24 protein-coding genes and 1 pseudogene are annotated in these 24706 nt (G+C 41.9%); all 25 read right to left on the minus strand.

Annotation, left to right across the window (positions count from 1 at the left end):
* Nucleotide 1: 1 nt before the first annotated feature.
* A pseudogene (locus tag JZ787_RS03255) lies at nucleotides 2-1183 on the minus strand (adenylosuccinate lyase family protein); the annotation flags it as partial.
* An 84-nt stretch (nucleotides 1184-1267) separates the two neighbouring features.
* Complete coding sequence (locus JZ787_RS03260; protein WP_313042006.1) at nucleotides 1268-2038, minus strand: DNA adenine methylase; 771 nt, start codon at nucleotides 2036-2038, stop codon at nucleotides 1268-1270.
* Between the two features lie 149 nt (nucleotides 2039-2187).
* Nucleotides 2188-2466: a hypothetical protein gene (locus tag JZ787_RS03265; protein WP_346311641.1), complete on the minus strand. Its 279-nt coding sequence runs from the start codon at nucleotides 2464-2466 to the stop codon at nucleotides 2188-2190.
* A gap of 97 nt (nucleotides 2467-2563) precedes the next feature.
* Nucleotides 2564-5080: a hypothetical protein gene (locus JZ787_RS03270; RefSeq protein WP_346311642.1), complete on the minus strand. Its 2517-nt coding sequence runs from the start codon at nucleotides 5078-5080 to the stop codon at nucleotides 2564-2566.
* A 9-nt stretch (nucleotides 5081-5089) separates the two neighbouring features.
* Complete coding sequence (locus tag JZ787_RS03275; RefSeq protein ID WP_346311643.1) at nucleotides 5090-5908, minus strand: phage BR0599 family protein; 819 nt, start codon at nucleotides 5906-5908, stop codon at nucleotides 5090-5092.
* The gene (locus JZ787_RS03280; protein WP_346311644.1) at nucleotides 5905-7602 is read right to left on the minus strand and encodes a hypothetical protein; all 1698 of its coding nucleotides are present in this window, start codon (nucleotides 7600-7602) and stop codon (nucleotides 5905-5907) included. Before JZ787_RS03280 ends, JZ787_RS03275 begins: the two co-directional genes overlap by 4 nt.
* An 11-nt stretch (nucleotides 7603-7613) precedes the next feature.
* Nucleotides 7614-8489 carry a hypothetical protein gene (locus JZ787_RS03285; RefSeq protein ID WP_346311645.1) on the minus strand — a complete coding sequence of 292 codons (876 nt, stop codon included), beginning with the start codon at nucleotides 8487-8489 and terminating at the stop codon, nucleotides 7614-7616.
* A gap of 11 nt (nucleotides 8490-8500) precedes the next feature.
* Entirely contained in the window at nucleotides 8501-9334 is an 834-nt protein-coding gene (locus JZ787_RS03290; protein WP_346311646.1) for a hypothetical protein, read from the minus strand.
* A gap of 94 nt (nucleotides 9335-9428) precedes the next feature.
* The gene (locus JZ787_RS03295) at nucleotides 9429-13268 is read right to left on the minus strand and encodes a transglycosylase SLT domain-containing protein (RefSeq protein WP_346311647.1); all 3840 of its coding nucleotides are present in this window, start codon (nucleotides 13266-13268) and stop codon (nucleotides 9429-9431) included.
* 184 nt (nucleotides 13269-13452) lie between these two features.
* Nucleotides 13453-13908 carry a DUF6631 family protein gene (locus JZ787_RS03300; protein ID WP_130113620.1) on the minus strand — a complete coding sequence of 152 codons (456 nt, stop codon included), beginning with the start codon at nucleotides 13906-13908 and terminating at the stop codon, nucleotides 13453-13455.
* On the minus strand, nucleotides 13908-14681 hold the full coding sequence (locus JZ787_RS03305) for a hypothetical protein (RefSeq protein WP_346311648.1): 774 nt from the start codon (nucleotides 14679-14681) through the stop codon (nucleotides 13908-13910). The genes JZ787_RS03300 and JZ787_RS03305 overlap by 1 nt, the downstream gene beginning before the upstream one ends.
* A complete protein-coding gene (locus tag JZ787_RS03310; RefSeq protein WP_346311649.1) occupies nucleotides 14678-14872 on the minus strand; it encodes a hypothetical protein in 195 nt (64 codons plus the stop codon). The genes JZ787_RS03305 and JZ787_RS03310 overlap by 4 nt, the downstream gene beginning before the upstream one ends.
* Nucleotide 14873: 1 nt before the next feature.
* On the minus strand, nucleotides 14874-15314 hold the full coding sequence (locus JZ787_RS03315) for a Gp37 family protein (RefSeq protein ID WP_346311650.1): 441 nt from the start codon (nucleotides 15312-15314) through the stop codon (nucleotides 14874-14876).
* On the minus strand, nucleotides 15314-15739 hold the full coding sequence (locus tag JZ787_RS03320) for a DUF1320 domain-containing protein (RefSeq protein ID WP_130113616.1): 426 nt from the start codon (nucleotides 15737-15739) through the stop codon (nucleotides 15314-15316). Before JZ787_RS03320 ends, JZ787_RS03315 begins: the two co-directional genes overlap by 1 nt.
* A 15-nt stretch (nucleotides 15740-15754) precedes the next feature.
* A complete protein-coding gene (locus tag JZ787_RS03325; protein ID WP_130113615.1) occupies nucleotides 15755-16753 on the minus strand; it encodes a major capsid protein in 999 nt (332 codons plus the stop codon).
* Nucleotides 16754-16796: 43 nt separating this feature from the next.
* Nucleotides 16797-17171, minus strand: coding sequence for a head decoration protein (locus JZ787_RS03330; RefSeq protein WP_346311651.1), 375 nt, complete (start codon nucleotides 17169-17171; stop codon nucleotides 16797-16799).
* Nucleotides 17172-17196: 25 nt separating this feature from the next.
* Nucleotides 17197-18240, minus strand: coding sequence for a hypothetical protein (locus JZ787_RS03335; RefSeq protein WP_346311652.1), 1044 nt, complete (start codon nucleotides 18238-18240; stop codon nucleotides 17197-17199).
* A gap of 78 nt (nucleotides 18241-18318) precedes the next feature.
* Complete coding sequence (locus JZ787_RS03340) at nucleotides 18319-18762, minus strand: hypothetical protein (RefSeq protein ID WP_346311653.1); 444 nt, start codon at nucleotides 18760-18762, stop codon at nucleotides 18319-18321.
* Nucleotides 18763-18894: 132 nt separating this feature from the next.
* Entirely contained in the window at nucleotides 18895-19434 is a 540-nt protein-coding gene (locus JZ787_RS03345; protein WP_346311654.1) for a phage virion morphogenesis protein, read from the minus strand.
* A gap of 2 nt (nucleotides 19435-19436) precedes the next feature.
* Nucleotides 19437-20573 carry a phage minor head protein gene (locus tag JZ787_RS03350; protein WP_346311655.1) on the minus strand — a complete coding sequence of 379 codons (1137 nt, stop codon included), beginning with the start codon at nucleotides 20571-20573 and terminating at the stop codon, nucleotides 19437-19439.
* A complete protein-coding gene (locus tag JZ787_RS03355) occupies nucleotides 20566-20730 on the minus strand; it encodes a hypothetical protein (protein ID WP_346311656.1) in 165 nt (54 codons plus the stop codon). The genes JZ787_RS03350 and JZ787_RS03355 overlap by 8 nt, the downstream gene beginning before the upstream one ends.
* Entirely contained in the window at nucleotides 20723-22192 is a 1470-nt protein-coding gene (locus JZ787_RS03360) for a DUF935 family protein (RefSeq protein ID WP_346311657.1), read from the minus strand. Before JZ787_RS03360 ends, JZ787_RS03355 begins: the two co-directional genes overlap by 8 nt.
* Nucleotides 22192-23841, minus strand: a complete 1650-nt coding sequence (locus tag JZ787_RS03365) for a hypothetical protein (RefSeq protein ID WP_346311658.1) — start codon at nucleotides 23839-23841, stop codon at nucleotides 22192-22194. Before JZ787_RS03365 ends, JZ787_RS03360 begins: the two co-directional genes overlap by 1 nt.
* Entirely contained in the window at nucleotides 23838-24398 is a 561-nt protein-coding gene (locus JZ787_RS03370; RefSeq protein WP_346311659.1) for a phage protein Gp27 family protein, read from the minus strand. Before JZ787_RS03370 ends, JZ787_RS03365 begins: the two co-directional genes overlap by 4 nt.
* A gap of 12 nt (nucleotides 24399-24410) precedes the next feature.
* A complete protein-coding gene (locus JZ787_RS03375; protein WP_346311660.1) occupies nucleotides 24411-24704 on the minus strand; it encodes an ArsR family transcriptional regulator in 294 nt (97 codons plus the stop codon).
* Nucleotides 24705-24706: the final 2 nt, after the last annotated feature.

Raw genomic sequence — 24706 nt, forward strand, 5'->3', positions numbered from 1 at the left:
TTCACTTTGCCTCTCCTTTTGCTTCTTGCAACACCGCATCAATCTGGTCTTGAATATTGCCAAGATATGACGCGGGTTTAAAAATTTCTGAAATCTGAGCTGCACTAAAATAGGTTTTGACTGGATCGAGTTCAGTCATGACCTCTTTTAAGTGAACACCTTTTTCAACCGCTGTTTTACATGCTGCTTCCACCAAATGATGAGCCTGTAAGCGTCCCATATGCGGTGCCAAAGCCATCATCACCGCTTCCGCCATGATCAAACCCTGCGTACAATCCAAATTGCGTTGCATATTTTCAGCATTGACTTGCATGCCTTGTAACACCTCCAAAGTCCGCTCCAAGGCGCCTGCACAGAGTTGGAAAATTTCAGGCAATGCCAACCATTCTGCATGCCATCCACCTAGACTACGCTCATGTTCCTGCACCATGCTTTGATACAAACTCGACATCAGCACAGGCACACGATTGGCTGCTGCCAAAACGGATGCCGCAGCAACAGGATTACGCTTATGTGGCATAGTGGATGAACCACCGCGCCCTTTCGCTGCTGGCTCAAATACTTCAGCAATTTCGGTTTGCATCATCAATGACCAGTCACGTGCCATTTTGCCCAAACTACCTGTCACTATTGCGAGAACACTCGCCACTTCAACAATACGGTCGCGCTCACCATGCCAAGTACAGCTTGGAACAGAAAGTTGTAACTGCGCTGAAAATGCTTGTACAACTGCTGTGCCTTGATTCTGCAAAGATGCCAATGAACCCACAGCACCGCCCAATTGCGCAGCAAAAACACGTGCTTTCATGGCTTCAATACGGGCTAAATCACGATGAAAGGCCGAGGCCCAACGCGCGAATTTATGCCCCAAAGTAATCGGCAACCCTTGCTGCAACCATGTACGTCCAATCATCACTTGTGAGCGATACTGTTCAGCTTGGGTCAATGCAGTGCGGTAACATTGGTGAATTAAAGCTTCAACATGCGTCATTGCAGCACGACATTGCAAAATACAGGCAGTGTCTAAAATGTCTTGACTGGTTGCGCCCCAATGCACATAACGCGCAGCATCTTCATTGTTTTGTTTCACAATCGCAGTTAATTGCTTCACAAAAGGAATCGCGATATTGCCCGCCAAGCCTGTAGCAATAGCTAAAGCATCAAAGTCAATCTGATCGATTGCAGTTGCTGATGCGCGACGAGATAAATTTTCGTTTTTTTCGAGATAATTAATCTAATCGCGCATTTCACTCTACGCAAAACAATTTCAATAATTACAGATCACAATTTCTTTAGAAACCTTACTCTTTGCACTTGCCTTGGAGGTTAAGGAATATTTAATATCCAAAGATTCAATTCTAAAATCTTTAAACACATTTCTCATTTCTTCATGATCGTTTAGTGAGACCATTACTTTGCCTTTTGAGCTGCTCATAATATTAGCCAAATCCTTGTACTGGTCATAGCCGAAATCAACACTATATCCTGCTGTATCGAAGTAAGGTGGGTCTGCATAGAAGAATGTGTACTCTCGGTCATACCGATTAAAACAATCCTGCCAAGCTAGTTGTTCAACATAAGTCCCTGACAACCTTATATGAGCCTCGGAGAGATTCTCTTCGATTCTGCATAGATTGATAGGTCGACCTGATGGTGCATAGCCAAAGTTCTGACCGACTCGCTTAGCACCAAAAGCATGCTGTTGTAGATAGTAAAAACGAGCTGCACGCTGGATATCTGTTAGACCAGGACAATAGGCTTCCTTTAACCACTTGAACATAGTGCGGCTGGTTAAAGCCCATTTGAATTGCTTTATAAATTCTTCAAGATGATGCTGAACAACGCGATATAAATTGATTAGTTCACCATCAACGTCGTTGATGACCTCAACCTTTGCAGGCTCAGGATTTAGAAAATATAAAGCGGCTCCTCCACAAAACAACTCTACATAGCAGTCATGTTTTGGAAATTTTGGAATCAAGCGCGACGCAAGTTTACGCTTACCACCCATCCAAGGGATAATTGGGCTAGTTTTCATACAGTTCCACCTTGTGCAAAAGCTTTTCATTTTTGTATGCTTGAGCAATCGTGATCGCGATTGCTGGGCTTGCTTATGACACTAGACCTGTCATGAGAGCTGCTTATTGTTGACGCAATGAGCAGCTCCCAGTATTTATCTCCACCCAATTACTTGAATAGATCTTTTACCGCATTGTAGGCTGTTTTAATTTGATCGATAAAAGTTGAGATAAGTTTCTCGTACACATCCCAATTTGAACCAATATCAATAACCATGCTTTTAATAAATGCCATGACTGCTTCTTTCTTCTTTGCACCAGTCAAGTTGCCTTGAACCTCAACAGCATCCATGGCATTTGCAGCTGCTTGATAGATGGTACGACCTGTAGTTACGGCAGTAAGCACACCAGTCGCCACAGTTGCAATGCTTAACGTTTTCTCAGTCACATTCCCGTCTCCTAAAAATTGATAAAACTAAATTATTAAAGAACTTTGAATGTAGACTTACTTCGCCAGCAAATCTTTTAAACTGATTTAAAACTACCTATACGACAATATCCACATCAATCACATGCTTTTGCAGGCTCTCAAAACTATTTAACACTGCATAAAGTTCGATGCGAATTGCAACGGCATTACTAAAATCGGCGATTAATGTTGTGCCTGTTTGATCTGGTAATGGGTTGATATAGACCGTTGAATCAGTCATACCATTTTTCTCAGCAACCAGTGCAAATGAACCACCATTAGAGGTCTTTTTATAAAGTTTGATGCTATAAGTCACACCTACTTCAATTACTGTAGTAACGGCTTGCTGATCGACAATCGAAGCACCTTGAACTACGCGATTACGAAAACGCCATGACACTTTATTTAAAGTGCTCACTGTCGCTGGATAAGCCACATCATTCAATAGAACATTTGCTGGAGGATATGGACGTGCAATACGATTCTGTCCTGTAATGCTCAATGTGTTAGCAGAGGCTTCACTGAACTCTCCAGTGGTTGTTCTTGAAAGCAATTTTAAATTGACGACTTGACCACCTGTGAAAGAACGTTCAGCAGCTGTTGCCACATCACCATAGAACCAAACCATAGTATTTAGGCTATGCGCTTTTGGTACAGTATCAATACAACCACGTGCAAGCATGACTTGATTACCTGTGTTGAGTACTGCATCAACTCTAAATATTTCATCATCGATCAATACACATTGACCAACGCTGACAATACTTTCATCTAAAGTTTGTGCGAATGTAACCAAAACAGAGGATGCACCAAGAGGCACAGCTTCAGCCAATGAGGCATTGAAAATATACTGTCCTTCACCAACGTCCACATAAGCACTATCACTAATTGTTTTTGCCAATATATTGAAATCTTGCTGAAGTGTATTTGGCTTACGTGCTAAAGGCATGAGATAAGCTTGGTTCGTCATGCGACCAATATCTTCAACGGTGAAGTTCTCAAGCAATTGAGCGTATGGAATTTCCAACAGCTTAACTATTGTGATCTGTACAGGATCTAAATTAGGCGGCTGCCATAAGCTGGGTTGGTCTTGAATGAAGTTTGTAGCGGGCAAACCAAAGACATCTTGAACGGCTGTTACTGTGATTTCACCATTCGTTATAGAGTCATGTTCAACTCGTACTGCACGAACGACAATTGAATTAATACCGCGCTCAGGTAGCTCTAATTTAAATACTGATGCAGGCTGTAACGCGTAAGCACGTCGGTCTAATACAACTTTAAAGCGCTTCAAACCGCTTTGTGCGACCTTCATATCACGCGCAGCAACACGTCCAGCGATATCTATAGTGGGTAAACCATTATAATTTTTATTTTGCAAAATGATGCCATGACGTTGAATCGCGGCTAAGTTTTCAGCCCGTGCTGGTCGTGACTCATTGGTAATTGGGTCAATATAAGAAATAATGGTTTGATTGGTGACCAAGTCATTTGATGCGTTATTATCTTCTTCAATACGAAGTAAACCTGTACTGAAGTTAAAGCTTGGTAATGTCGCCACATCATAGTTATCTCGGATTAGGTCTAAGCGCCAAAGTCCTGTCATTCGATCTACAAACATCGCAGCCCCAATATGATCGAGGACTTCTTGAATAAATGCTTGAATACTGTCTTGTCTACGCCATGCCAAACATAAGCCAAAACCTTCAGTATAGAGTTGATCCGCTGTTGCTTTGAAACTTGCGACATCAATTTGACTTGAAGCAAAACCGCGCCCCCAAACACGATTAGTTTGTGCCTCATAAATAATATGCGCAGGGTTCATGGCTTTAATTTGGTTGTTACTCATCCAAATCGTAACTTTTTCTGGATACCAAGTGGCACCATCCCAATTAGAAGTTGTACGTCGTGCTCGGAATGACCACGGCTTAGGATATGGGGAGTTTGAACAGATTAAGCCATCATAGAAAAACGTTACACAACCACGATAAGCTGGCACAGCTGCTGGTTCAATAATGGGTGGTACCCAGTCACCTTTACTACCAGGATAATCAACCCCAACATTTTCGTAATAGCCTTCTCTGATGACTGTGCCATACATCATTTCCAACTCTGCTAATGCGGGTTGATCGGCTGCACCACGCATAATGATCATGCTGCCTTGAATTCCACCTTCAGCTTCATCACCACCAAATAAATTAGGTTGGTTGATGCTGATCGTGCTGCGGTTAGCAGATGAAATCGCGCCTTTCCATGCTGTTTTATCTGAGACCTTAATTTCAACTAAATCATCAAGACCTAAAGAAACCCCCATGTGCAATGACATAAAGTAGCGATAGCCTGTCTTGGTTCGTTTTGATCCAAAAAGGCCTTTCTGCTTTTTATAGATACCTTTATTGCGATAATTTCCTAAACCAATCACACACCAGGAGGTAAGCCAAACATCACCAAAAATGACGACTTTAGGTGTTCCATCTTCTGTAGTAGGTAAGTCAAAATCATCAATAGTAGCCGCTTTAGGCTGAAGTGGTTTAGGCTGTAATGCATAACTGATAATTAATGATGCTACGAATAGAGCAATTTGAATCCACATAGTTTGCTCCTAAAATACTCGTGTACCATCAAATGGAGACTTGCCTGGTGAATGAGGTGTACCCCCATAATTTAAGACGTTATTAAATTTCGTTTGGCAGGTCGTAAATAGACGATTACAACCTGCGTAAATAGCAACTATTTGGCCAGCAGCTAAGCCTGAAGTGCCGCCATATAAAGACAGCACCGCTCCTTGATGTAATTCAATACCACGTTGCTCACTGCCATATTGACTGGTCCATTCGACATATCCCCCTGAATACCATCCATCAGTTTTAGCTGCTGCGGAAGGGAAATTAATGCTGACCCCATCAAGTGAATTAATTTGTCCATCGACGCGGAAGGAATTACGAGCTACACCACAGTCGGGGTTATAGAGTTGATGTGGACATATGCGTGTCCATGTTTTACGCAGTCCTGTTTGTTCTAATGATGCAGCTAAAGTCTGGCATTGCACTGAGGCTGTAAAATCATTCGGAAATTTCACCCCGACGATCATGCCCATCCAAACAACGAGAAAGCCATTGTCACCATAATGCAAATCAAAAATGGTCACACTAATGGTCTGAGCTGGTGCTACGATACGATACATTTTAGGGATATCAAGTTCAGCAGACATTGTGAGAGTCAGAAGGTCTGAAGTTGTATTTTCCGTTTGACGGATGCCATCATCAGAAATTCCACCTACAAGTGCCCTAAACGTAATACCTTGATGGCTAATGTTCCGATCTGCATTGGTATAGCCCCATTTCAATGGACCACGCTGGAACTGATATAAGCGGACAGGTCGTCCGTTTTGCAAAGATGTTTCAAATTCTGCAAAACTCATGATTCACGCACTCCACGGAAAGTTGCCGATGATTTGGCAATACCATCGCTATCGTTCAGGTGTTCAATCACCACACTGTCGTTAGATAAGCGACAAAGGCTCATAAAACTGATACGAATGATGTCTGTCGGTAAGATTTGAACGGGAAAAGTTTGGTCTACTGCTAAACGTTCGGTATTGCTATCCAATTCCGTGGATGACGTGATGCGACGGTACAGCACCGTGCCATTTTTCAGCCTGATTTGAATGTCTTGACGTCCCAGCTGTGATTGAGCAAAACGACTATAACCACACCATTGCACATCTAAGGTTTGTCCACTGGCAACAATGATGGATTTAAGCGTTAGATCATCACTGAATGTTGGCAACCAAAGAGCCTTTTGACTACCACGTAAGGCATAGAATAAAGCGCGTAAATTAGCTTGTTCTTGGCGACCGTAAGTCATCCAATCGTACTGATATAAACCAAAGGTTTCCTGAGCATGATCTTTTTGCAATACCAGACCCGTTTTATTGTCCAGTTGCGATAACAACCGCTCATAAGAGTGTGTTAAATCATTTTGCTCATTGGGGGCTTGTTCTAATACTGGATAGCTTCGATACAAAGTAGACGGTATTTGCTCGATATGATCTAGTGTTTCAGTCGCAGTTAGTGAAATGGCGGTACGCATCATACGATCCGTGCGTTTGAGCAAATTTGGTTGCCCATTTAGTCGTACGGTAATCGCTGGAGAAAGGCACGTGCCTTTAGACCACGACTTTTGTAATGGACGTTTCAAAATCAGGCGATCTGACAGTACACTTTCAATTTCTACTGTTTCATTATCAAAAGCAGTCTGACCACGTAATATCGCTAAACGATTGGCTTTAAAATTACGGTAGGTCGTATCGCAATAGATGATCATACCACCCATAGTATGTGTCGTTTTTAACCATTGCTGTTGTGGCCAGATCGGCATAGCAAAGTTTTTTGTGCCCCAGCCAATCATGGCTAATTCAAAGAATTGGCGCTCTGCATCGTATAACAATAGTTCTGCATCAAACTGAATCCGTGGCGATAAACGTAAGCTACGACGTTGCTCATGACCTGTTTTGCTTTGTAGAATGTTAGTGAGCCATTGCAAGGTTTCAGTAACAGGTTTTGACCAATCTACTAACCAGCCAAAGGCAACAATCCGTGTGCCTGTAATATGCAAGGTGGCTTGGTCCTCACCAAACTGCCAAATGATGTTTGCATCAATCGTGGTTGGGCCATCAGGCAAAATACTGATATTCCATGCACGTTCTTGTAGTGCAGCAAAATTGAATGGTGGATTGGGTTGCCCAGATATATTTAAACCTTCTTCAACACCTTCAATATTTTGAAGAATTTTAGGTGTTAGGTACGCATTCCAGAGATTGATGGTACTCACTTGCTCAGAAGCGACATTACCCAGTTCTAACGATGCTGGTGAGATATGGATGCGATTATAAAAGTCATCAAAATAGCTATTGGTTTTGATGTATTGAATGGCATGACCATTAGCTTCGACTGGATAATGTGTAGTGAGTGAAAATACAGGTGAAATGGATACCATGGACTCATGGTAGGGATACCATTCTTCACCTATAAAACCTTCAAAGTCGACCGTAATTAAAGGATTATGATCAGGATTAAGTGGGCCTTGGGATAGCCAAAAATTGAGATTTGCCATAGGTTCGTCTCCTATGGTCCGTCATAACGGATAGCCCAGCCGAGGGTTCCAGAATGATTTATGTTTGAACCACCATCCCGTACATCAATATTTTTTCTATAAAATGGAAAAATCATCCACCTCTCAGAACCTAAGTTGATGATTTGTTCTGATTCAAAATTATCAACTCTAGTAAAACGAGCATTTTGAAACTCACAAACAATGCTTCTCTTATCTTGTGGTCGCACTAAAGTTACCGAGTATGGCAGAAGAATGGCATCACTGAAAAAAGTAGAGGGCATTAATCGATGTAACGGTAATATTGAGTATAAAACGCTTGCTGTTATTGAGTAATTTGACCATTTTCCGCCATCTAAATTATGAAGAATAATCGAATTTAAACAATTTCCCCCATTGTTATATGTACCCCAAAACGGCGCACAAGCTGTTGCCCAATAACCTGCACCACTGGAAGTGGAAATTGACAATCCTGTATTAGTGCCAACATCAGCTCCAGTAGAAGCAGAAACCCACAACCCGCCATTTGAAATTAATGTTGATTTCCCAAATGCCAAATAGTAGAAATCTGAATCAAATTTGGCTATGAGATAAACCTCATCCTCAAAAATAAAAATGTGATAATTGCAAGGAAAAAGAGGAAAAAGTGAAGTTGAAAATCGCCCTAGTCTTGGAGTTACACCAGTCGTCCCTTGTAAAATTCCATTGACTAGTCCAGTTCCTCCCTGACAAATAATTCCATTTGTAGATATAGAAAAGCCAATAAAAAGATCGCTCTTATGTAGAACACCATTGCTCCATATCCAAGCATTGTCAGGTTGAGTGCATGCACCAACCAATGCATTTAATAATTCTTGATAACTGGAAGCTTGTCCATTGTAATACGCCATTCTTCTTCTCCTTATACATCTAATTTCATAGCGATGTAATCTGCAAAGCCAGTACGGCTCACGTCCTGCATAACTACCCAATCAGGGCCACAGGTGTTTTCAACAACGTTGTTAAAGCCGCTGACGTAACGGATACCGTCTAATTCGCCATAAATGCCATTCGCATCATTCAGAATGACGGGCAGCAATGGATAAGAATCATTGGTATCACGTAGTTGAGTTGAACCAGCTAAATAGGTGTTATTCCACGGATGGGTTTCAGGCTGTAAATACACGCCCGTATTGAATCTCATAGCTAAATTAACGCGATTACCTTTGTAAGGCATGGAATGGGAAGTATTTGAATATCGAGTTGCAGTCGCGCCATTTAACATGCCTGCACAAACAATTGGATATGGATACTGTGATGGACGTGCGTAGGGAAAGAACTTCCCAATATAAAAATGCTCATATACGGGTGTACCCACTTTCATACAGCAGGCAATCCGTTGCGGATTCACAGTGAGCCAGTAATCAATGCGCTGGTTATGGGCTGGCACACCCGAAAGACAAACGCCTGGTTGTGTGTCAAAAGTATTGGATGGCACATAACCAGTAAATGTCCCGACACAAAGATTGTAGTAATCTGCCGATGCATCTTGATAGGTTCGGACACCCAGATAAATCTCTTCAGTGCCTGTGTAACCTTTGCCTTTTAAAATGAGCTCGCGGTTTGCAATGCTAGTGTCATAACGCATGACCTCCCAAAGACCTGAAGCTACAGCAACGTCACGGATTTTTTCCAGCATTTTATAGTGGGCGAGTGTGCCGCCGCTGTTATCAACATAACCAATTGCATGAGGCATTTTTACAGTCCAAAAACAGATACTCCGCCTAGTGTGGCGGAGTATCTGAAATTTGACTTTTAAACTAATTTAGAACTTTTTTCTAACGTTAGAATTAACCAATTTTAAGAGCAGATTTAAATTTAGCTGGGTCACGTGACATCATGACCACTAAATTTTCTTGCGATGCACCAGATTTAAGAACGTCTAAAATTCTTGCTGGGTCATCTACTAAATAGAAATTTTGGTTCGCATTAAAACTGGTGGCACTTGCGATCTGAGCGGTAGGATCATTCAGTTTCGGGGCTTGAATATCAGGCACCGTAATATTGGGTGCATCAACCAAACCGCCATCGGCATAACCCTTAAACTTGTTTAAAGCTTCCATCCCGTTTTGGTTAAATGACCACAAAAATTCTTTTGCGCCAGGTTGGCTAGTGGACTCTTTGCGAATCACAAATTCATCCTTATGCACGAAACCTGCTGTTTGAAATTTACCACCTGCGCCTGTATACCCACCTCTAGCAAAGCCTGTGACTAATCCACCGTCTGAGTAACCCATAGCAGATGATGCCGCTTTAATCGCATTAAAAATCATCTGTTTTAAAATCATTTGAGCAATTTCACGGAGGAAGTCAGATGCAAATTGTTTGAATGCATCGCCAGCCGACTGTGTACCATCTGCCCAAGCCATAATTGCATCAGTCATACCGCCTGCAATTTTTTCCTCTATTTGACCGAGTGTAGGCAAGAACTTTTTAGACTCTGTATCAACATTCGCAAGACTTGCAGTGAAATTTTCAATTTTCGCAACAGAAAAAGCATCTCCAAGATTTTCAGCCAAGACCTTGGCTTGGTCTGCTAAAGTTTGCATAGTGGGAAGCATCTCAGCGTCAATTGCATCCAAACCATCTGAATATTGAAATCTTGAAATCTGACCCGCATCATTTTGAATTTTTAAATTCTCTTGGCGCTGTGAGCGCAGACTTTGCAATTCTTCTAGCTGTTTCATTGCATCATTAAATTGCAATGTGAGCTTTTCTTGATCAATCACAAAATCAATTTTGACCAACATTTGTTGGTATTCATTGGCTTGTAATGGATCAGGTTCAGACATCATCAAACTTGCAAGGTCTGCTTTAGGCTGCTTCCATTTTTCATCTACTGCGTTTAGATCGGCTTGTAAGCCATTATCTGAAGATCGTAAAAAGCTTTCATTTAATGATGTTAGAGAGTCTTGCACACGCTTTAAAATCTCAGGCCGTTTGCTCAGCACATCTTCATAACGTTGATTTTCTTTTTCTAAAAGCGCTTTCAATTCAGTGTCTGAATATCCAGCCTTATTGAGATCAGATATACGTTTATTATGTTCAGAAAGTGCCTTTTCTTCATCAGAATAATACGACTCCCGGAGAGAGATTCGATTTTGTTCTTGTTGAACTTGCTGCTTCTGTAATTCATTTTCTGCCGCTACCATTTTACTTAAATTGGCTTGAGCATTTTCATCATTCAAACCATTAATGGCCGCCAAATTGCGCTTAACTTTTACAAGATAATCTTGCGTTTCTTTAAACCCATAAGCCTTGCCAGATTGAACATTACCTTCACCTGCGTTATAGGCCATAATAACTTTGTCTAAATCCCCATTGAATTTTTCCCATAAAAATTCGAGATATTTAGCCGCTGCATCGGCTGATGCATTCACATTTGTTCGATCTGAGAGGCCAAAACGATCCGCAGTTTTAGGCATAAATTGAAATGCACCTTTTGCACCTGCTGGTGAACGAGCATTAGGGTTTCCACCAGATTCCTGAGTTGATACTGCGTATAGCAGGCCATTTGGGAGGCCTCGTGCTTTTTCTTTGGCTGCATAGTCATATTGCTTTGACTGAGCCAAAACTGTTTTATTGATCGATGCCGTCTGTTCAGAAATTTTTTTCTGCTTCTCTTTTTCTTTGGTGGCAGCTTCTTCCTGTTTTTTGCGCTGCTCTACAATATTTTTTACATTTTCTTCAGCTGAAATACTGCTTTTAATGGATGCAATTTCGGCAGGTGTTAATGCACCATAAGTTTGAGTCGCTTTAGGGTCAGCATTTTTAGCGTTAAGTAGTTCCTGACGCATACGTGCTTCTTGCTCAGACACTCCAGATTGCATAGACCCTGCAATCATTTTATTGTCCATAGTTGCAGTACTTAGCTTTGCTACATAATCATCGTAAGCCTTACCAAGACCTTTGACTTTTGTGGCTGCACTATCTGCATTTGATCCTACATTTTTAAGACTTTCACCCATACCATCAGTCAAAATCGTTGCTGATGCAACTTGACCACCGTATGCAGAGACCACCTGATTTTTCTTATTGAGTTCTGCTGCGGCTTTATTGGTTGAACCTGCTTGTTTATCAATAGAACCTTTTAGGCTATCACTCACATCCTTTAAACCGTTGATGCCTGTTGCCAATTGACCCGCTGAGATTTTACCTTGACGGTACTGTTCAAATAAGGCTTCCGCTTTTTTCTTGGATTCATCGCTGACATCTGAACTATGTCGAATTGAATCAACCAATCCTAAAAGTTCATTTTTTTGCTCTCGGTAAGCAACCGTGAGTTTTTCAGTTTGGGCAATTGCTTCACGTAATAAAACACGCTGTTGTGTAGCTTCTAACTTTTTATATTCTTCAGCCAGATCCGTGACTGATTTACTTTGATCTTCCAGACTATCAGTGGCTTCATCCGAGCTACTCGGCATGAGCAAGAAACTTGCAGCAACACCCGCAGCTGCAATTGCGAGTCCTGGTAGCCCACCTGCGGCTGTAAGTAACCGAGATACTGTACTTAAAGCAGTCAAACGTGCTGCCGTGGTTGTAGCAATACCAGCCATACTGGCCAAAGCCATTTGATATTTAATCGCTTCAATTCGACCCGCAATAAATGCAATAGTCGTTGCAGCAGTGGCTGTAATCATTCGCCCAGCAAATATAGAGGCAACAATCAACCCAGCACGAACGAGCACATCCAAATTTTCCGCAACAAATACGATGGCTGGAGCAGCATTGGCCACTAAAGTATTGGTCACCCCAGTTACACTATTTTGAAAATCACCTATAGCACTTTTTGCTTTTACGGCATTTTCAACAGTGTCTTGACTTAGAATCGCCCCAGCTTCTTTTGCAGCATCTCCGAATTTTTTAAACCCAGCACCACCTTGCTCTAAAAGTGGAATTAAAGCAGAGCCTTCATCTGCAATGGATTCTAGGTAGAACACCATCTCATTTTCAGATACTCCAGCTTGACGCAAGGTATTAAAGAATAACTGCAATGCTTCAGGTCCACTCAGTTTTTTAAATTGCTCAGCGGTCACACCCACTTTAGGGGCGACATTCTCAAAAAAGTCCTGTAGTTCACCGCCCCCAGTGGCAATGAAATCACCAACTTTGTCACGGGTATCTTTAAAAATATCACCTAGCTTTTCTTGTTCAATCCCGACCTTTTTCGCACCCGCAACATAATATTGAAACTGCTCAACATTGGTTCCACTTAGGTTTGATAGATTTTTCAGCTCAACCGCTTTATTCAGTGTATCTACAGCAACAGCAATAAATCCGCCCGAAAGCCCAATTAAAGCAGTGAGATGAGGCGTTAGACTGGTGATAGATTTCTCAATCAGACTGTTAGAATCAGCGACATTTTTGGATGCTACAGATGTTTTGCTGAGCCAATTTTCATAGTCTGAAAGCTGTTTTACGCCATCTTTTAAATTGGTTGCACCTGATAGCTTTTTGACTTCATCTGCTGTAACAGCAACAGCTTTCGACGTTTTGGCTTGTGATGCTGTTGCTGCATCTGCCACCTTGCTGGTGTCTTTAATTTCAGCCTTAAGAGATCCAATCTCACGCTTTGCTTGGTTTAAGTCGGCCTGTACTTGCAAGGCAACTTTTAAGTTTTTATTCGCCATGATTATTTACCTCGCAGTGTTTTTAGGTATTTAGAGAGTTCGGGACCGCCTCCAAAGCCTTGGTTGACTGCTTCGATGAGGTCAGCTTTTTCATGATTTTTTTGACGCAGAATGGTGGCATAAAACAGCTCTAACTGACGTTGTGTGTAACGCTGTAAAGCTGCTTTATCATGGCCATTGGAGATTAGGGCTTGGAAGATGTCTGCCCATCGAGCAGTACTTTGTTTTGCTTGCGTAGTGTTCGCTGTACGCTTCTTAAAAAAAAATGCTTGTTTACTTCCCACCAAATCAGGGTTAGATCATCTACTTCAGCACTTTTTAAGGGTTTAAAGAACTCTTTAGGTTTGCTAATGCTTGCAGAGATCAAGGCTTGCACATGCTGAAATTGATTTTCAAAAAATTCCATTAGATCATCAATCAAAATACCTTCTTCAGAATGCCCAACCAATTCAGCTAGCTCATCTAAAAACTCTGTATGCAATGGCTTCAGTTCCAACCACTGCATAAATGGATATTCAGCCACAATGATCAATTCACCAGCAATGGTAAGACTGGAGTCAGGGAACATGACCGTTAAGTCCTCAGCAGCTTTTTCAGCTGCTGAAGTTTCACGGCTTTCCGTTTTTACGCGCTCAGCCATTATGGTCCGACCTCATCATCTAGCCATTCGATTTTGCCGTAACCACCAAGGGTGTCATCAAGCGTATTGACTGCATCAATGAGGGTTGCTCCATTGAGAGTAAAATCCGACAAGGTTTGGCTGGTCAATGGCAATTGCGACATAGGGTCAAATTGCACTTTATACAAATGAACACGTGCACGACGACCATCTACCGTGTTGATTGCTTCCATATACAAATAACGCACGGGTGGTTGAGCGGTCAGCATAGAAACACTAGTCATGCCACCATGACTGTAGGCTGCTTTAAATGGTTGAGTTAAAGGTGCTGCCACACCGAGAATTTTAATCAACCCTGAGTGTGGGGATTCAATTGCGTAATCAGTCCCTTCAACTAGAGCTTTAGGTGTAGCTGCTGTGCTATCAGTAAGGGCTAAATTAGAAATATTGCCTTTATCGAGCAAAATAATTTCACCTGCAACCAACCCAGTAGGCAATAACTCACTGGTGACTGAGCCAGCAGAAACTTTATTAAGCTTGCCATGTACCCCTAGTAAAATATTGTCAGGTGTTAATTCACGCAGTACTAGCTCTGGGCTAACAGCTTTTGATTGAATATTGACAACGGACGTACCTTTATTACCAGACCAATTTTCTTTTCGCTCTTCTTTTTCAATTGATAAAGCGAAGTTTAAAGAACTTTGGTCACCAACCCATTTCAGGTTACGTGGACGGCCATTTACGTTTTCACCAAGGTAGATCTTTCCTTGGAATGCAAAATCTTTCATGGTCATGCTGATTTTTCCTCTACAGATTTAGCCGCTGCCACAGAAGCCTTAGCATCTTCTGCAATCTTTAAATTTTTTAACCACTCTGCATCATGCTCAGGCACTTCAATTTCCAAACCTTCGCTATAACGCATTTGCCCGTGTTGGTGGTCTTTTAACAGTTTCACTTTGACGATTTTAATTTCATCTTTTGACACGTTATTTCTCCCACAGCTCAACGGCTGTTCTGAGTCCGTATTGCCAAATGCCTTGCTTTTCAGAAATAAAACCTTCACCCAAAAAGTAGACTTGAGTAAGGCAGTGGCATGGACGGAATTTTTTAAGACTGTTTCGAACCTGGTCTAATGTGACCGTGGTGCCATTTGCACCAGTCAACGACCTTAGAACAAGCGTAAGTTGAATATTCACTCGACGACGTTGGGGACGATCTACAACAGGTGCACCAGGATAATTACCACCAGTGTTATCTGGTTCAGCAAAATCACTACTGGTGTACTGCACCAAAATTTCCCCAACAGGATGACGAAGTGCGTAAGTTGAAGGATTGTCAGGTGTTTCAACCACAGACAAAGTCGGATGATGCTGTTTTAAGCGAGCAACGACATCACCAATAATGTCTTGAGTAATCGATTCATCCATCAGTAAAACCCTCCTTCAAAACGACGTTTTGGGGCTTTAACGCGCCAAGGGCCGACTTCATCCACAGCTTTTTTTGAGTTTTCAATACCCAGAGAAAGCTGGCCATTTTGAATTTTGATCAAATCAGCCTCAGCAGACTTTTTCCCTTCTTTAACAGCATCAGGCAGATCGGCACCATCAGGGCGACGGCTGTACAGTCGATGACGAACTAAATCGAGTGCCAGCTCTTTTAACAAATCGACTTTTTGTGGAAGCGGAAGTGGATAACGTCCACGAACCGCAGCATCAATCTTGTCTGAAGCATACTTAATTGCAGCAATCACAATAGATTCATCAAAGTTTTCATTTAATGGATCGTCTTGCGTCAAAGCGCGAAGTGTATGCAGTGGCACCAGTGTTTGAACATCATCAACCGTACAGTACATGGCCTATGCTCCAGATTAGGTTGCAGAGAATTCGACAAGGGCATCAGGTGCAGTACAAACAGATAATGGATTTGACTGAGCTTCTAATTCCCAACCTTTCCCCATTTTTCGTTCTTCAGCTTTGGCATACATCTCTAAACCAAGCGTATTGACTGCTTCGTTATAATTGGCTGGTGCGAGGTAAGTTGCAAAAAGATCATTGGTGATTGGCACTAAACGCGCTTTACCATCTTTGATGAATTTTGTTGGTTCACCTTTTTCGTTTAAAACCTCCACATCGTATTCAATCCAAGTGACACCTGCATGCGTGAACCCAGAGCGATTATCACCACCCAAACGGTCTTCAGCAGCTTGCCAATTTGCATATGCTTTCTGTACATTTGGATGTGCAGTCAATGCATCAAAATAAGTAGATGAACAGTAAGCAACCCATTCACGTACAATTGCACCACCTAATTTTTTCTGGGCATGACGCTTGCCATCTAACACTTGTTTATTAATATCAGTCGTATCAACACTAAATTGAACATTGATGTTTTTAGGTGATACACCAAAAAGCGTGAACAAGTTATGAATTACCGTTGTACCATCTGCATCTAAAATGATTCCCGAAATCGCACCAACACGGTGAAATTCTTTGGTCGCTTCAATGTCATCTTTTAGACCTTGTAACTTGTCATTGATCACTTGGGCTTGTGCAGTTCCTTCAGAACCATCTTCACCGAAAGTTTGAACATTAAGTTCATCAGGCAAAATTTGTGCTGTTTTGGGTAAATGTGGAATTTCCAAGGTAATGCGTTTACGCTTTTTATTGCCTTTGTGGTCAGGATCAGCATTGCGATCTGTATTATTGACCAATACCAATTTTCCGTTAATCGATTCAATCGTGACATTCACAGTCTTTACTGGAATCACTTTAAAAATCTTTTTATCACCCAACATACTTGGTGGCTTTGGCAAAGCATTAATGGCTTTGGTCAACGTTGAGGGTGTAAATAAATCAGCTAAATTCATGTTTTTTCTCACTGAAAATTAAAAGGGTTAAAGTATTTCAGGCTTAATGTGCGTTTTGCGCAACAATGCCCAAAGCTTCAAGTTCAGCCAAAGCCGTTTTAATTTGTTCATCCGTTGCACCTTCAGGCCAGACCAATTCATTTTTGGCTACTGTTGCACCACGTTTAATAAAAACAGCTTTCTGTGCAGTAGCTGATTCATCAACATTGGTTGCCAATACAGCAGCAGCTTTGTTTAATGGTGCAGCACCAGCAAAATCAATTGGGGTAAATTCACCATCGGCTTTTTGCGCCAGTACCACGCCAATGGCAAGAACTACGGCTGTCGCAGATAAAAGTCCGTTTTGTTTGGTCCAACCTGCTTTTACTTCTACAAGCAGCACATCACCCAAAACTTTTGGTTGGTTATAACTAGGCATGTTTGACTCCTAAAATTGGTCAGAATTAACGTGCTGAACGACTTTCAGCGTCAGCAATCAGTGGGTTTGTAGGATTGTTAATTTTTGGGTCGACCTGTCGTTTCGGGTTGTGTTCACGAAATTCAACGATTTTTGGTAGGTCAGACAACAAGGCTTTTAAGCCTTCAGCAATAGATACTTCACCTTCAGAAAAGCTCACCACTTGTTCAGTTGCTTGTGAAGCGACTAAAAGTGCAATCGCTTTATCTTTAACTTTAGGTGGAAGTTGGCCCGCTTCTACAAGGCTTTCTGCAAAGTCGCTTGCCACGGATTTCTGTTCCGCAATCTTTTGCGCTGTAAGCGTTGCATTAGCCTGTGCCAGTTGCTGTTCAAGTTCAATTTCACGGGCGGTTTTGGTAACTTCAGCATGATCAACGGTAGGCGTTGGATTATCTTTTTGCGGAAGTACAAGTCCGATGTTTTCCGCAAATTCAGCGAAACTTGAGGCAACTTCGGTAGGATTGCGATCAGCATACTCATGCAACGACTCAACCAGCCAATTCGGTACGATTTTGTCCGCATCTTCTAATCCTTTTTCGTCAATTAACCATTCACGGATTTTGCGGAATAGGTCAGCAGCAAGACTGTGTCCCCAATCAGCAAAGTCCACTACGCCATCTTCATTTTCAGCAAATTGAACAGTACCTAGACCTTTTACGGCAGGCGGTTGCGCACCTAAAAAGCCGACATGGCGTAGGTAAAGTTTTCCTGGTGTCGGATTAGCTGGTGAATCGGGCAAATAAAAACTGGCTGAAACTTTGTTATGCTTTCCTGCATTTACGCTTTCGGCAAACTCAGCAGGAACTTGTTTTGGATAGGCAAGTAAGTAGCCATCGTCAGAAAGTTCTAAATGATCGACCCAACCCATCGCAGGGTCTTCAGTCTTTGGATGCCCAACAACTAACGGGGCTTCATGTGTTTGTGGGTTATAAGCAGCAACACAAGTTGCCAGCATGTCTCGGGTATAGTCTTTTACAATCCCTTGCATGCTGGTATGCTTGCCGACTTTAAAAATTTTGATTGGTTTCATCTTTTGCTCAAAATAAACCTCTTGAGGCTTGAGCATAAAAAAAGACGCACTTCGCGTCTTTTAAACTAATTTAGAGGTTTAGTTCCTTTCTAATTGCTCTTGAATCAATGAATACGTTTTTCTAAGAATATCCGTGTCGATAGAATATTTTGATGTTTCTTCACGATCAGGATGGAATTTGTTTAATAATGGGTAGTCTTTTTCGTATTCAACAATCACACGGTCATATTGCTCAGCACTAAATTGATCGGCTGTAATGTCTATACAAATTCCATTCAACCGAATCCAAGCATGTGAATTGATGTTGTCATCATCATAATGTTTCCCACAAATATAATCTGGATGATCAAAGCCCAAATTTATAAAATGTGTTGATAGAATGATACTCATATCTCCACAACAGATATTTGGAAAATATTTAAAAGGCGTACACCACTGCGGAATTTTGTTTTCTATAATCAATGTGTCCATTGCTGTTCTAACTTCTGTAGCAATACGTCTGATTTCTTCAATATCTGCCATTTCTAAAATCACCCTCAAAGTTAAACCCTAAAATATATTTATAAACCTTTATAAAGCCAAAAACAGCGACTTTAAGGTTGAGAATGGGTCATTTTAGCTATTACACCTCATACGGCCCTCAAATCGCATTATTTACGATAGTAGATGATCTTCAGCAATGGCATACAATTCTGTTTCATCTGCAAGAGAAATACCAAGGTACTCACGTGCAGGGATAACCACTTGCTTAACAAAGATGGATTGGTCGCCAACCTTCCAACTTAATGACTTCGCATTTTTCGCCTTGATGGTTGCACCGAATTGATGAGTCGCTGCATAAATCAAATTTGATCCGACTAAAAGCAAGTTGCCGCTAATTTGATAATGGATGCTATTCATTAAATTATTGCTTTGCACCAAAGGTTTCTTACTAGCAACACGATTGATGCCTTTCGCATTAAGCTTTCCATCATCATCGCTATGCTTGTTCCCTAAAAGGCTGAGGTATGTATTTTGATTATTGGCTTGCCACTTGCTGCCATCTGGAGCTGTAGATGTCCTAAAACGGTCTTGGGTGCTGGACGTTAAAAACTCGCCCATATCAGCCAACATCGGATTTGGATTGTCTAAAGTACTTTCAACTTGATTGAGCACATCCAGTACCATGCCACTTTTAATTTGATAACTAAACATGCTTAAGCTCCAGACAAGACCGTACCTGATTTCTTTGCTGCATTAATTTCACTGGCACTGGCAGTATTAAAGGATTTTAAAAATAGCCCATCTTTACTTTGTTGAATCTCAGCCATGAATTTGCGTTGACCGAAAACAATATGTAAAAGGAATTGTGTGTTGCTTATACGGACAATCCACTGCGCCTGATCAAATAGGTGCTGTAGATCACCACTCAGTCCCGCAGCAGACTTTGCCATTTGCTGCACAGCATCAGATTGTTTAAATAGGAGTACTTGGCTTTTAACACCGAGCATTTGTTTTTGTGGTGCTGTTAAAACTGCAATTGGATACTGCTCAGATGTACTGATTGTCCGAAGCTTTTTAGCCAAGGTCGACTCAGCTAAGTCTGAGTTTTTAATCATATCGACAGCTTCAAACGTGTGCTCAATAAAGCGATCAAACACACCATCACTCATATTTTCAGACACAAATGCTTTAGCAATAGGCTCGGGATACTTTTCTAAATCGGGATACCAGCTTGCACCAGGAGCACTGTCAAATTCACTTCGATCATCATCAAAGTTAGGCAGCTCATCAGGACCTGTTTTGCCCATAGCTTTGAGTTGGCGTTCATTAATAGCATCAACACCACAGTTACAGCCATAGCCATTGGGTGGATAATTCCGTCGCCAAAAAGGATGAGTAGCTAGCAAAACTAAGCCATTCCAACGTTGATGTAAAATACGTGGGTGCTCTGTGCTGTTATGGCGATATACCCAATATGGACGTCGTTTTAATACTTCAGGGTCAGTCATTTGCTTATAACGACCCGCAGCATGTGAGGTTCTTAAATTGGTTTGATAAATAACCCGAGCACGCCATGCTTTATAGCCTTCATCTTCATTGCTTAACCAACCATGCTTGGCGAGAATGACATCGAAGCCATCCTGAAACTGTTTAAACGACTGACCATCGGCAATGGCTTGATTGACTGCACTATGCAGGTCATTGAGTAAATCCGCTTTCATTGCCCCAGCAACGACAAAAGCACGGTCATGCTGACGTGATGTGATTTCGCTATGACTCTCGGTAGGCAGATTAACTTTCTGACTGAGATAATCAATCTGCTCTTGGAACTGGAGCTGGAAGTCACTCATTGGCTGCTCCACAATCTAAAATAGCTTGTTTCACTCGAATCCAATATGGGTCTGAATAAGAGGCTGAAACCATATATTCATATTCAGCCATTTCTACACTTTCAAACTCTTCAATAATTTTAAGGCTTTCAGCTAAGCGTGAATTAATTTCACTCATTTGTAACCTCCGCACGTCCTTCAAGTTCTGCTAGGGTCATTGCCAATTGCATCACTTTGACCATTTCAGATGAGTCCATTTCTGAAAATTCGGCCAGCACGGTATCTTGGATGTTTTGAAAACCTTTTGCAGATTGCACTACACGACGCAAACGTCCCACCATATCATTCAGTGGATCGGCAGCAGCTTGTTCTAATGTTGGCAGGGTCGCTTCAGCAAAGTTTTGTGGTACTTGTTGATACTCAGAAAATGCGACTGAGTTACTTGGCTCTTGAGCTGGCTCTGCCAAATCACCTTCTTGGAAGCCATACTCACGCATGCGGTACTGATTGGTAAAGCGTGTACCAGCTGCATACAGTTTGGAGTCTCGCTCAGCTTGCTCTGTACCACCATTCGAGTCTTCAAAATACTCAAACTGTGGTGAAGGGCCACCCCAGTTGTAATCCACGATCCAGTCAATCAGAAGCTGAAATTGTTCAGTTGTCATTTCACAGTCACCATCGGCAATGTCGGCAGTGACTTCTGAACCTGCGGATGCGCTGGCATGGGTTGCATCGGCTTCCGTGGTTTGGTTTTGCCCAAGCAATGCGATGTTGATTTCAGAGCGGCAGTACATGAGAAATTTCTCATAGATATCTGCCGAAGCAGACTTTCCAGCCGCTTCGATAATCTCAATTTGTGAATTGTCTGGAATGACAGCTACAGCATCTTGCACCATGGCATACAGGTTATTGAGCAAGGTTTCTTGCTTGGCTTCATCGTAATTATTGCCATATTTACCTATGACCCATGGTGAACCATATTTCTCTGTAAAGCGTACCCAAAACTCTAAACCGCCTTGCATAAATGCGGTTGCCCAAAATACAAGTGCAGCGTCAGGTTCACCGTAAGGGTTGTCATAGCTCGCATCTTGCGTAGGGACAAGGTATTTTCGGGGTTCAATCAATAAGCCAGCTTGCCCCGCATTTTTATCTTTAAATCGCAGATTATTTTCAGCGTCAAAGAAAAACCAATCAGGTGGCATAGCCTGAATATCGACTGGTAACCAAGCTCCATCGGTGTAAGCCCAATTAATTTCACAAGGTTGATATCCGAAGAACGTTCCATCAAACATTGCACCAGTAATTTTGTTGATGGCTAATTTTTTAAAGATGTTATTGATATGCTCAAACACTTGCTCTGATGCTTGATCTTGAACGATTCGCCATGCTTTTGCTTTAACGGCAGCTTTACGACGACGCAAGCATCCTTTAACTACAGGGTGGGCTTTGATGTCCTTATAGACTTTAATATCTTTGCCCATTTTCTTAAGGACAATATCTGGATTGGGTAAAACTGCACCCAATGAATTAAAGCCTGAAACTGTGCTACGAGAGGCAATTTGGTTGATGTTTGGCTGGTTTTTTTTTGCTTCAGCAAATGACATAAATTCACCGCCAATGTAAAGACCTTGTTTATTCATTAGCGAAATCCTCTTGTCATTTGTCCAGATCTATAGCCTCGGAGTAAATTGGAAGCTGTACGTGAGCCTTTACTTAAAATATGTGTATCTGTAGAAACCATGTTTAAACTGGCATGCCACATCAGACAGCCACTGGATGCACCATCGCCATGGCGAAATAAGTCAGGTTCTTTTAAGTCTTGTGAACGGGCTTTATTGACCATAGGAATACCGTCATATTCTTCAATCGCACGGTGATCAGATTCCAAGTTAGCATCACGCGGAAGAGTCAATACACCATCTTCAAAGGCTTGAATATATTTAGGCATCCACTGACCATACCAAGCTCTGCTAATTTTAATTTGGTGCACCAAGTCATGCCCAAACTCATCCGCTGTATATTCAGCTATCGTTTCTCCAGAACCAGTCGCATCCATAGACACTGCACTTAGATTTGGTAACCTACGTAATACGAACCAAATAATTTGTTCTTGCTGACGTGTAGGAACTTTATGCATCTCAATCACAAATGGTGCATTACGATTAAGATTTTGATCTATCTCAGCAGGTGTAAAATGACTAAAGTCACGATGACGTGCATAGTCATGACCAGCTACATGGCGTAGATTTTTATTGAGTGTATTGAGTACTGGCAGAACTTCTTTATCCAACCAATCTTGTACAAATGCGCGACGATCAGGTTCGGGCTTAATCGTAAAATCATCACTCAATGTCAAACGGAATACAGGACGAACTTCTGGCATAGCTTGTTCAATCCATACTGTAGGCAATCGTGCACCAGATCCATCACGTGGAATGGCATCCAGCTCTTCACGCATTGCTGCTAAACGTGGGCCGTATGCCTTACGGATACCGTTGTACCATTTCTCTTTTCCTTCAGCAGTTGCCTTTTTCCGATCCATCATGCAGACACGTTCATACAGGCCATTAGCAACAGCATCATCAAAAGTGATGATCATCGCTGCCGCATCTTCCTGACTTTCGCCATAACGTCCAGCTTGAATATCGAGTAGCATTTGATTGAATGGATTTTTTTTCCCATTGTGCGAACTGATAATTTCAATTGATCCACCCCAGATCAACAAAGCTGCTGCTGCTTCAAGAACAGCATCAACATCATCGTGGAAAGCAGCTTCATCAACAACAACATCACCTTGTAAGCCACGAATAGCAGCAGGTCGACTTGATAATGCTACGATCTGATTGCCGCTGGCACAGCGAATACGCCATGCAGTGATTTTTCGTGTTTCGCCATTATCTTTTTGGTCTTCAAAGATAAACTCTTCAATACTTGAAATACCCAATGATTGGGCTTCAGCAACTACGCGCAGAATCTTTGCGCAATAGCCAATAAACTCAAGCCCTTTTTCTTTTACATCTGGAATGTAATAGACATTACGACCACCGTCAGAAACTCGTGTTGCGGCTGTAAGGCTTTTGTTGAGTGCAGTAGCATAGGTGATGCCAGTTCGACGACCTTTCGCACAAAGTTTAATACGTGATTTTAATGCAGCCCATTCCTGTTGGTGCTTCATCAAAACACCTTCATCTAATGGATTAAAATCATCAGGTATGGAACGGACACTGGGGGGGAGATCATCCCAGCCAAGCACTCGGACTGTATCGCCTAAAGGTTTCATGGTACTCATTGCTTAATCCCCAGAATCTTCTCACGCCAGAACATGGCTTGTTCTTCAGTCATACCTTTGGCTGATACAGCTTCTTCAAGGTTTTGAGCCTGTTCCTCAAGTAGCTTTTCCCGTGCAATGCGTTCAATTTTTTGACGTTGGTCAATTGACATGCCACGTGCTGTTGTTAATTCACGAGAAGCCTTTGCTAGAGAAAGCGCATCTTTAATACTGAGTTGGATCGGAGCATCTGGATTGTCTTCATCATGCAATTGATCTAGTACAAGATGGTTAATCAAGGTAGTAATACCTTGCACCATAAAAGCACCAGCTTTATCGTCAGTGTCCTCGCCTAATTCAGCAACTAATGCTTCACTGGCAGTGGCAATTTCACGCATTTTTTTAGCATGTTCATCCCATCTCTTCTTTGCTCTACCTAAAGTTGAACGCGCTGGAGCTTCATTAGGGAATTTTTCACTGAATAATTCAAGAATCTCATCAATGGTGTAGCGATCTGAACGTAATAAAAACTCGATATGCTTTCGAGCTTCAGGTGATAACTTCTTAATGAAAGACATAGAACCACCTCACTATGCAGATGGTCGTTGAATGCCTGGTACTTTAGCTCGACCTTCAGCGGCATCTTGGCCACGAGTTGAAAGCTTCACCACCATGACATCAGGATTGTCTAGTTCAATCGAAATACAACCTTGTTCTTTTAACCAATACAGCTCGGTTTTTACTTGGTCACGACTAAAGCTCAAGCCCCAGTGACTTAGTCCACTGTGTAGGGTAGAACTATTGCCCCGATAGGATGGCAACTCATTCAACAGGCGAAGCATCACAAGGCGCATCTCTTCTTTTAATTTAGTTTCAAAGTTCATAC

The organism is Acinetobacter sp. BWR-L5 (assembly GCF_039655985.1).
Taxonomy (GTDB): domain Bacteria; phylum Pseudomonadota; class Gammaproteobacteria; order Pseudomonadales; family Moraxellaceae; genus Acinetobacter; species Acinetobacter johnsonii.

Coding starts and splice junctions, on each gene's coding strand:
- JZ787_RS03280 (WP_346311644.1), bottom strand. CDS start 7,602: ATGGCAAATCTCAATTTTTGGCTATCCCAAGGCCCACTTAATCCTGAT.
- JZ787_RS03295 (WP_346311647.1), bottom strand. CDS start 13,268: ATGGCGAATAAAAACTTAAAAGTTGCCTTGCAAGTACAGGCCGACTTA.
- JZ787_RS03335 (WP_346311652.1), bottom strand. CDS start 18,240: ATGAAACCAATCAAAATTTTTAAAGTCGGCAAGCATACCAGCATGCAA.
- JZ787_RS03320 (WP_130113616.1), bottom strand. CDS start 15,739: ATGTACTGTACGGTTGATGATGTTCAAACACTGGTGCCACTGCATACA.
- JZ787_RS03260 (WP_313042006.1), bottom strand. CDS start 2,038: ATGAAAACTAGCCCAATTATCCCTTGGATGGGTGGTAAGCGTAAACTT.
- JZ787_RS03325 (WP_130113615.1), bottom strand. CDS start 16,753: ATGAATTTAGCTGATTTATTTACACCCTCAACGTTGACCAAAGCCATT.
- JZ787_RS03330 (WP_346311651.1), bottom strand. CDS start 17,171: ATGCCTAGTTATAACCAACCAAAAGTTTTGGGTGATGTGCTGCTTGTA.
- JZ787_RS03285 (WP_346311645.1), bottom strand. CDS start 8,489: ATGGCGTATTACAATGGACAAGCTTCCAGTTATCAAGAATTATTAAAT.
- JZ787_RS03275 (WP_346311643.1), bottom strand. CDS start 5,908: ATGAGTTTTGCAGAATTTGAAACATCTTTGCAAAACGGACGACCTGTC.
- JZ787_RS03340 (WP_346311653.1), bottom strand. CDS start 18,762: ATGGCAGATATTGAAGAAATCAGACGTATTGCTACAGAAGTTAGAACA.
- JZ787_RS03350 (WP_346311655.1), bottom strand. CDS start 20,573: ATGAGTGACTTCCAGCTCCAGTTCCAAGAGCAGATTGATTATCTCAGT.
- JZ787_RS03300 (WP_130113620.1), bottom strand. CDS start 13,908: ATGGCTGAGCGCGTAAAAACGGAAAGCCGTGAAACTTCAGCAGCTGAA.
- JZ787_RS03355 (WP_346311656.1), bottom strand. CDS start 20,730: ATGAGTGAAATTAATTCACGCTTAGCTGAAAGCCTTAAAATTATTGAA.
- JZ787_RS03305 (WP_346311648.1), bottom strand. CDS start 14,681: ATGACCATGAAAGATTTTGCATTCCAAGGAAAGATCTACCTTGGTGAA.
- JZ787_RS03270 (WP_346311642.1), bottom strand. CDS start 5,080: ATGTGGATTCAAATTGCTCTATTCGTAGCATCATTAATTATCAGTTAT.
- JZ787_RS03360 (WP_346311657.1), bottom strand. CDS start 22,192: ATGAATAAACAAGGTCTTTACATTGGCGGTGAATTTATGTCATTTGCT.
- JZ787_RS03370 (WP_346311659.1), bottom strand. CDS start 24,398: ATGTCTTTCATTAAGAAGTTATCACCTGAAGCTCGAAAGCATATCGAG.
- JZ787_RS03375 (WP_346311660.1), bottom strand. CDS start 24,704: ATGAACTTTGAAACTAAATTAAAAGAAGAGATGCGCCTTGTGATGCTT.
- JZ787_RS03290 (WP_346311646.1), bottom strand. CDS start 9,334: ATGCCTCATGCAATTGGTTATGTTGATAACAGCGGCGGCACACTCGCC.
- JZ787_RS03315 (WP_346311650.1), bottom strand. CDS start 15,314: ATGGATGAATCGATTACTCAAGACATTATTGGTGATGTCGTTGCTCGC.
- JZ787_RS03345 (WP_346311654.1), bottom strand. CDS start 19,434: ATGTTTAGTTATCAAATTAAAAGTGGCATGGTACTGGATGTGCTCAAT.
- JZ787_RS03365 (WP_346311658.1), bottom strand. CDS start 23,841: ATGAGTACCATGAAACCTTTAGGCGATACAGTCCGAGTGCTTGGCTGG.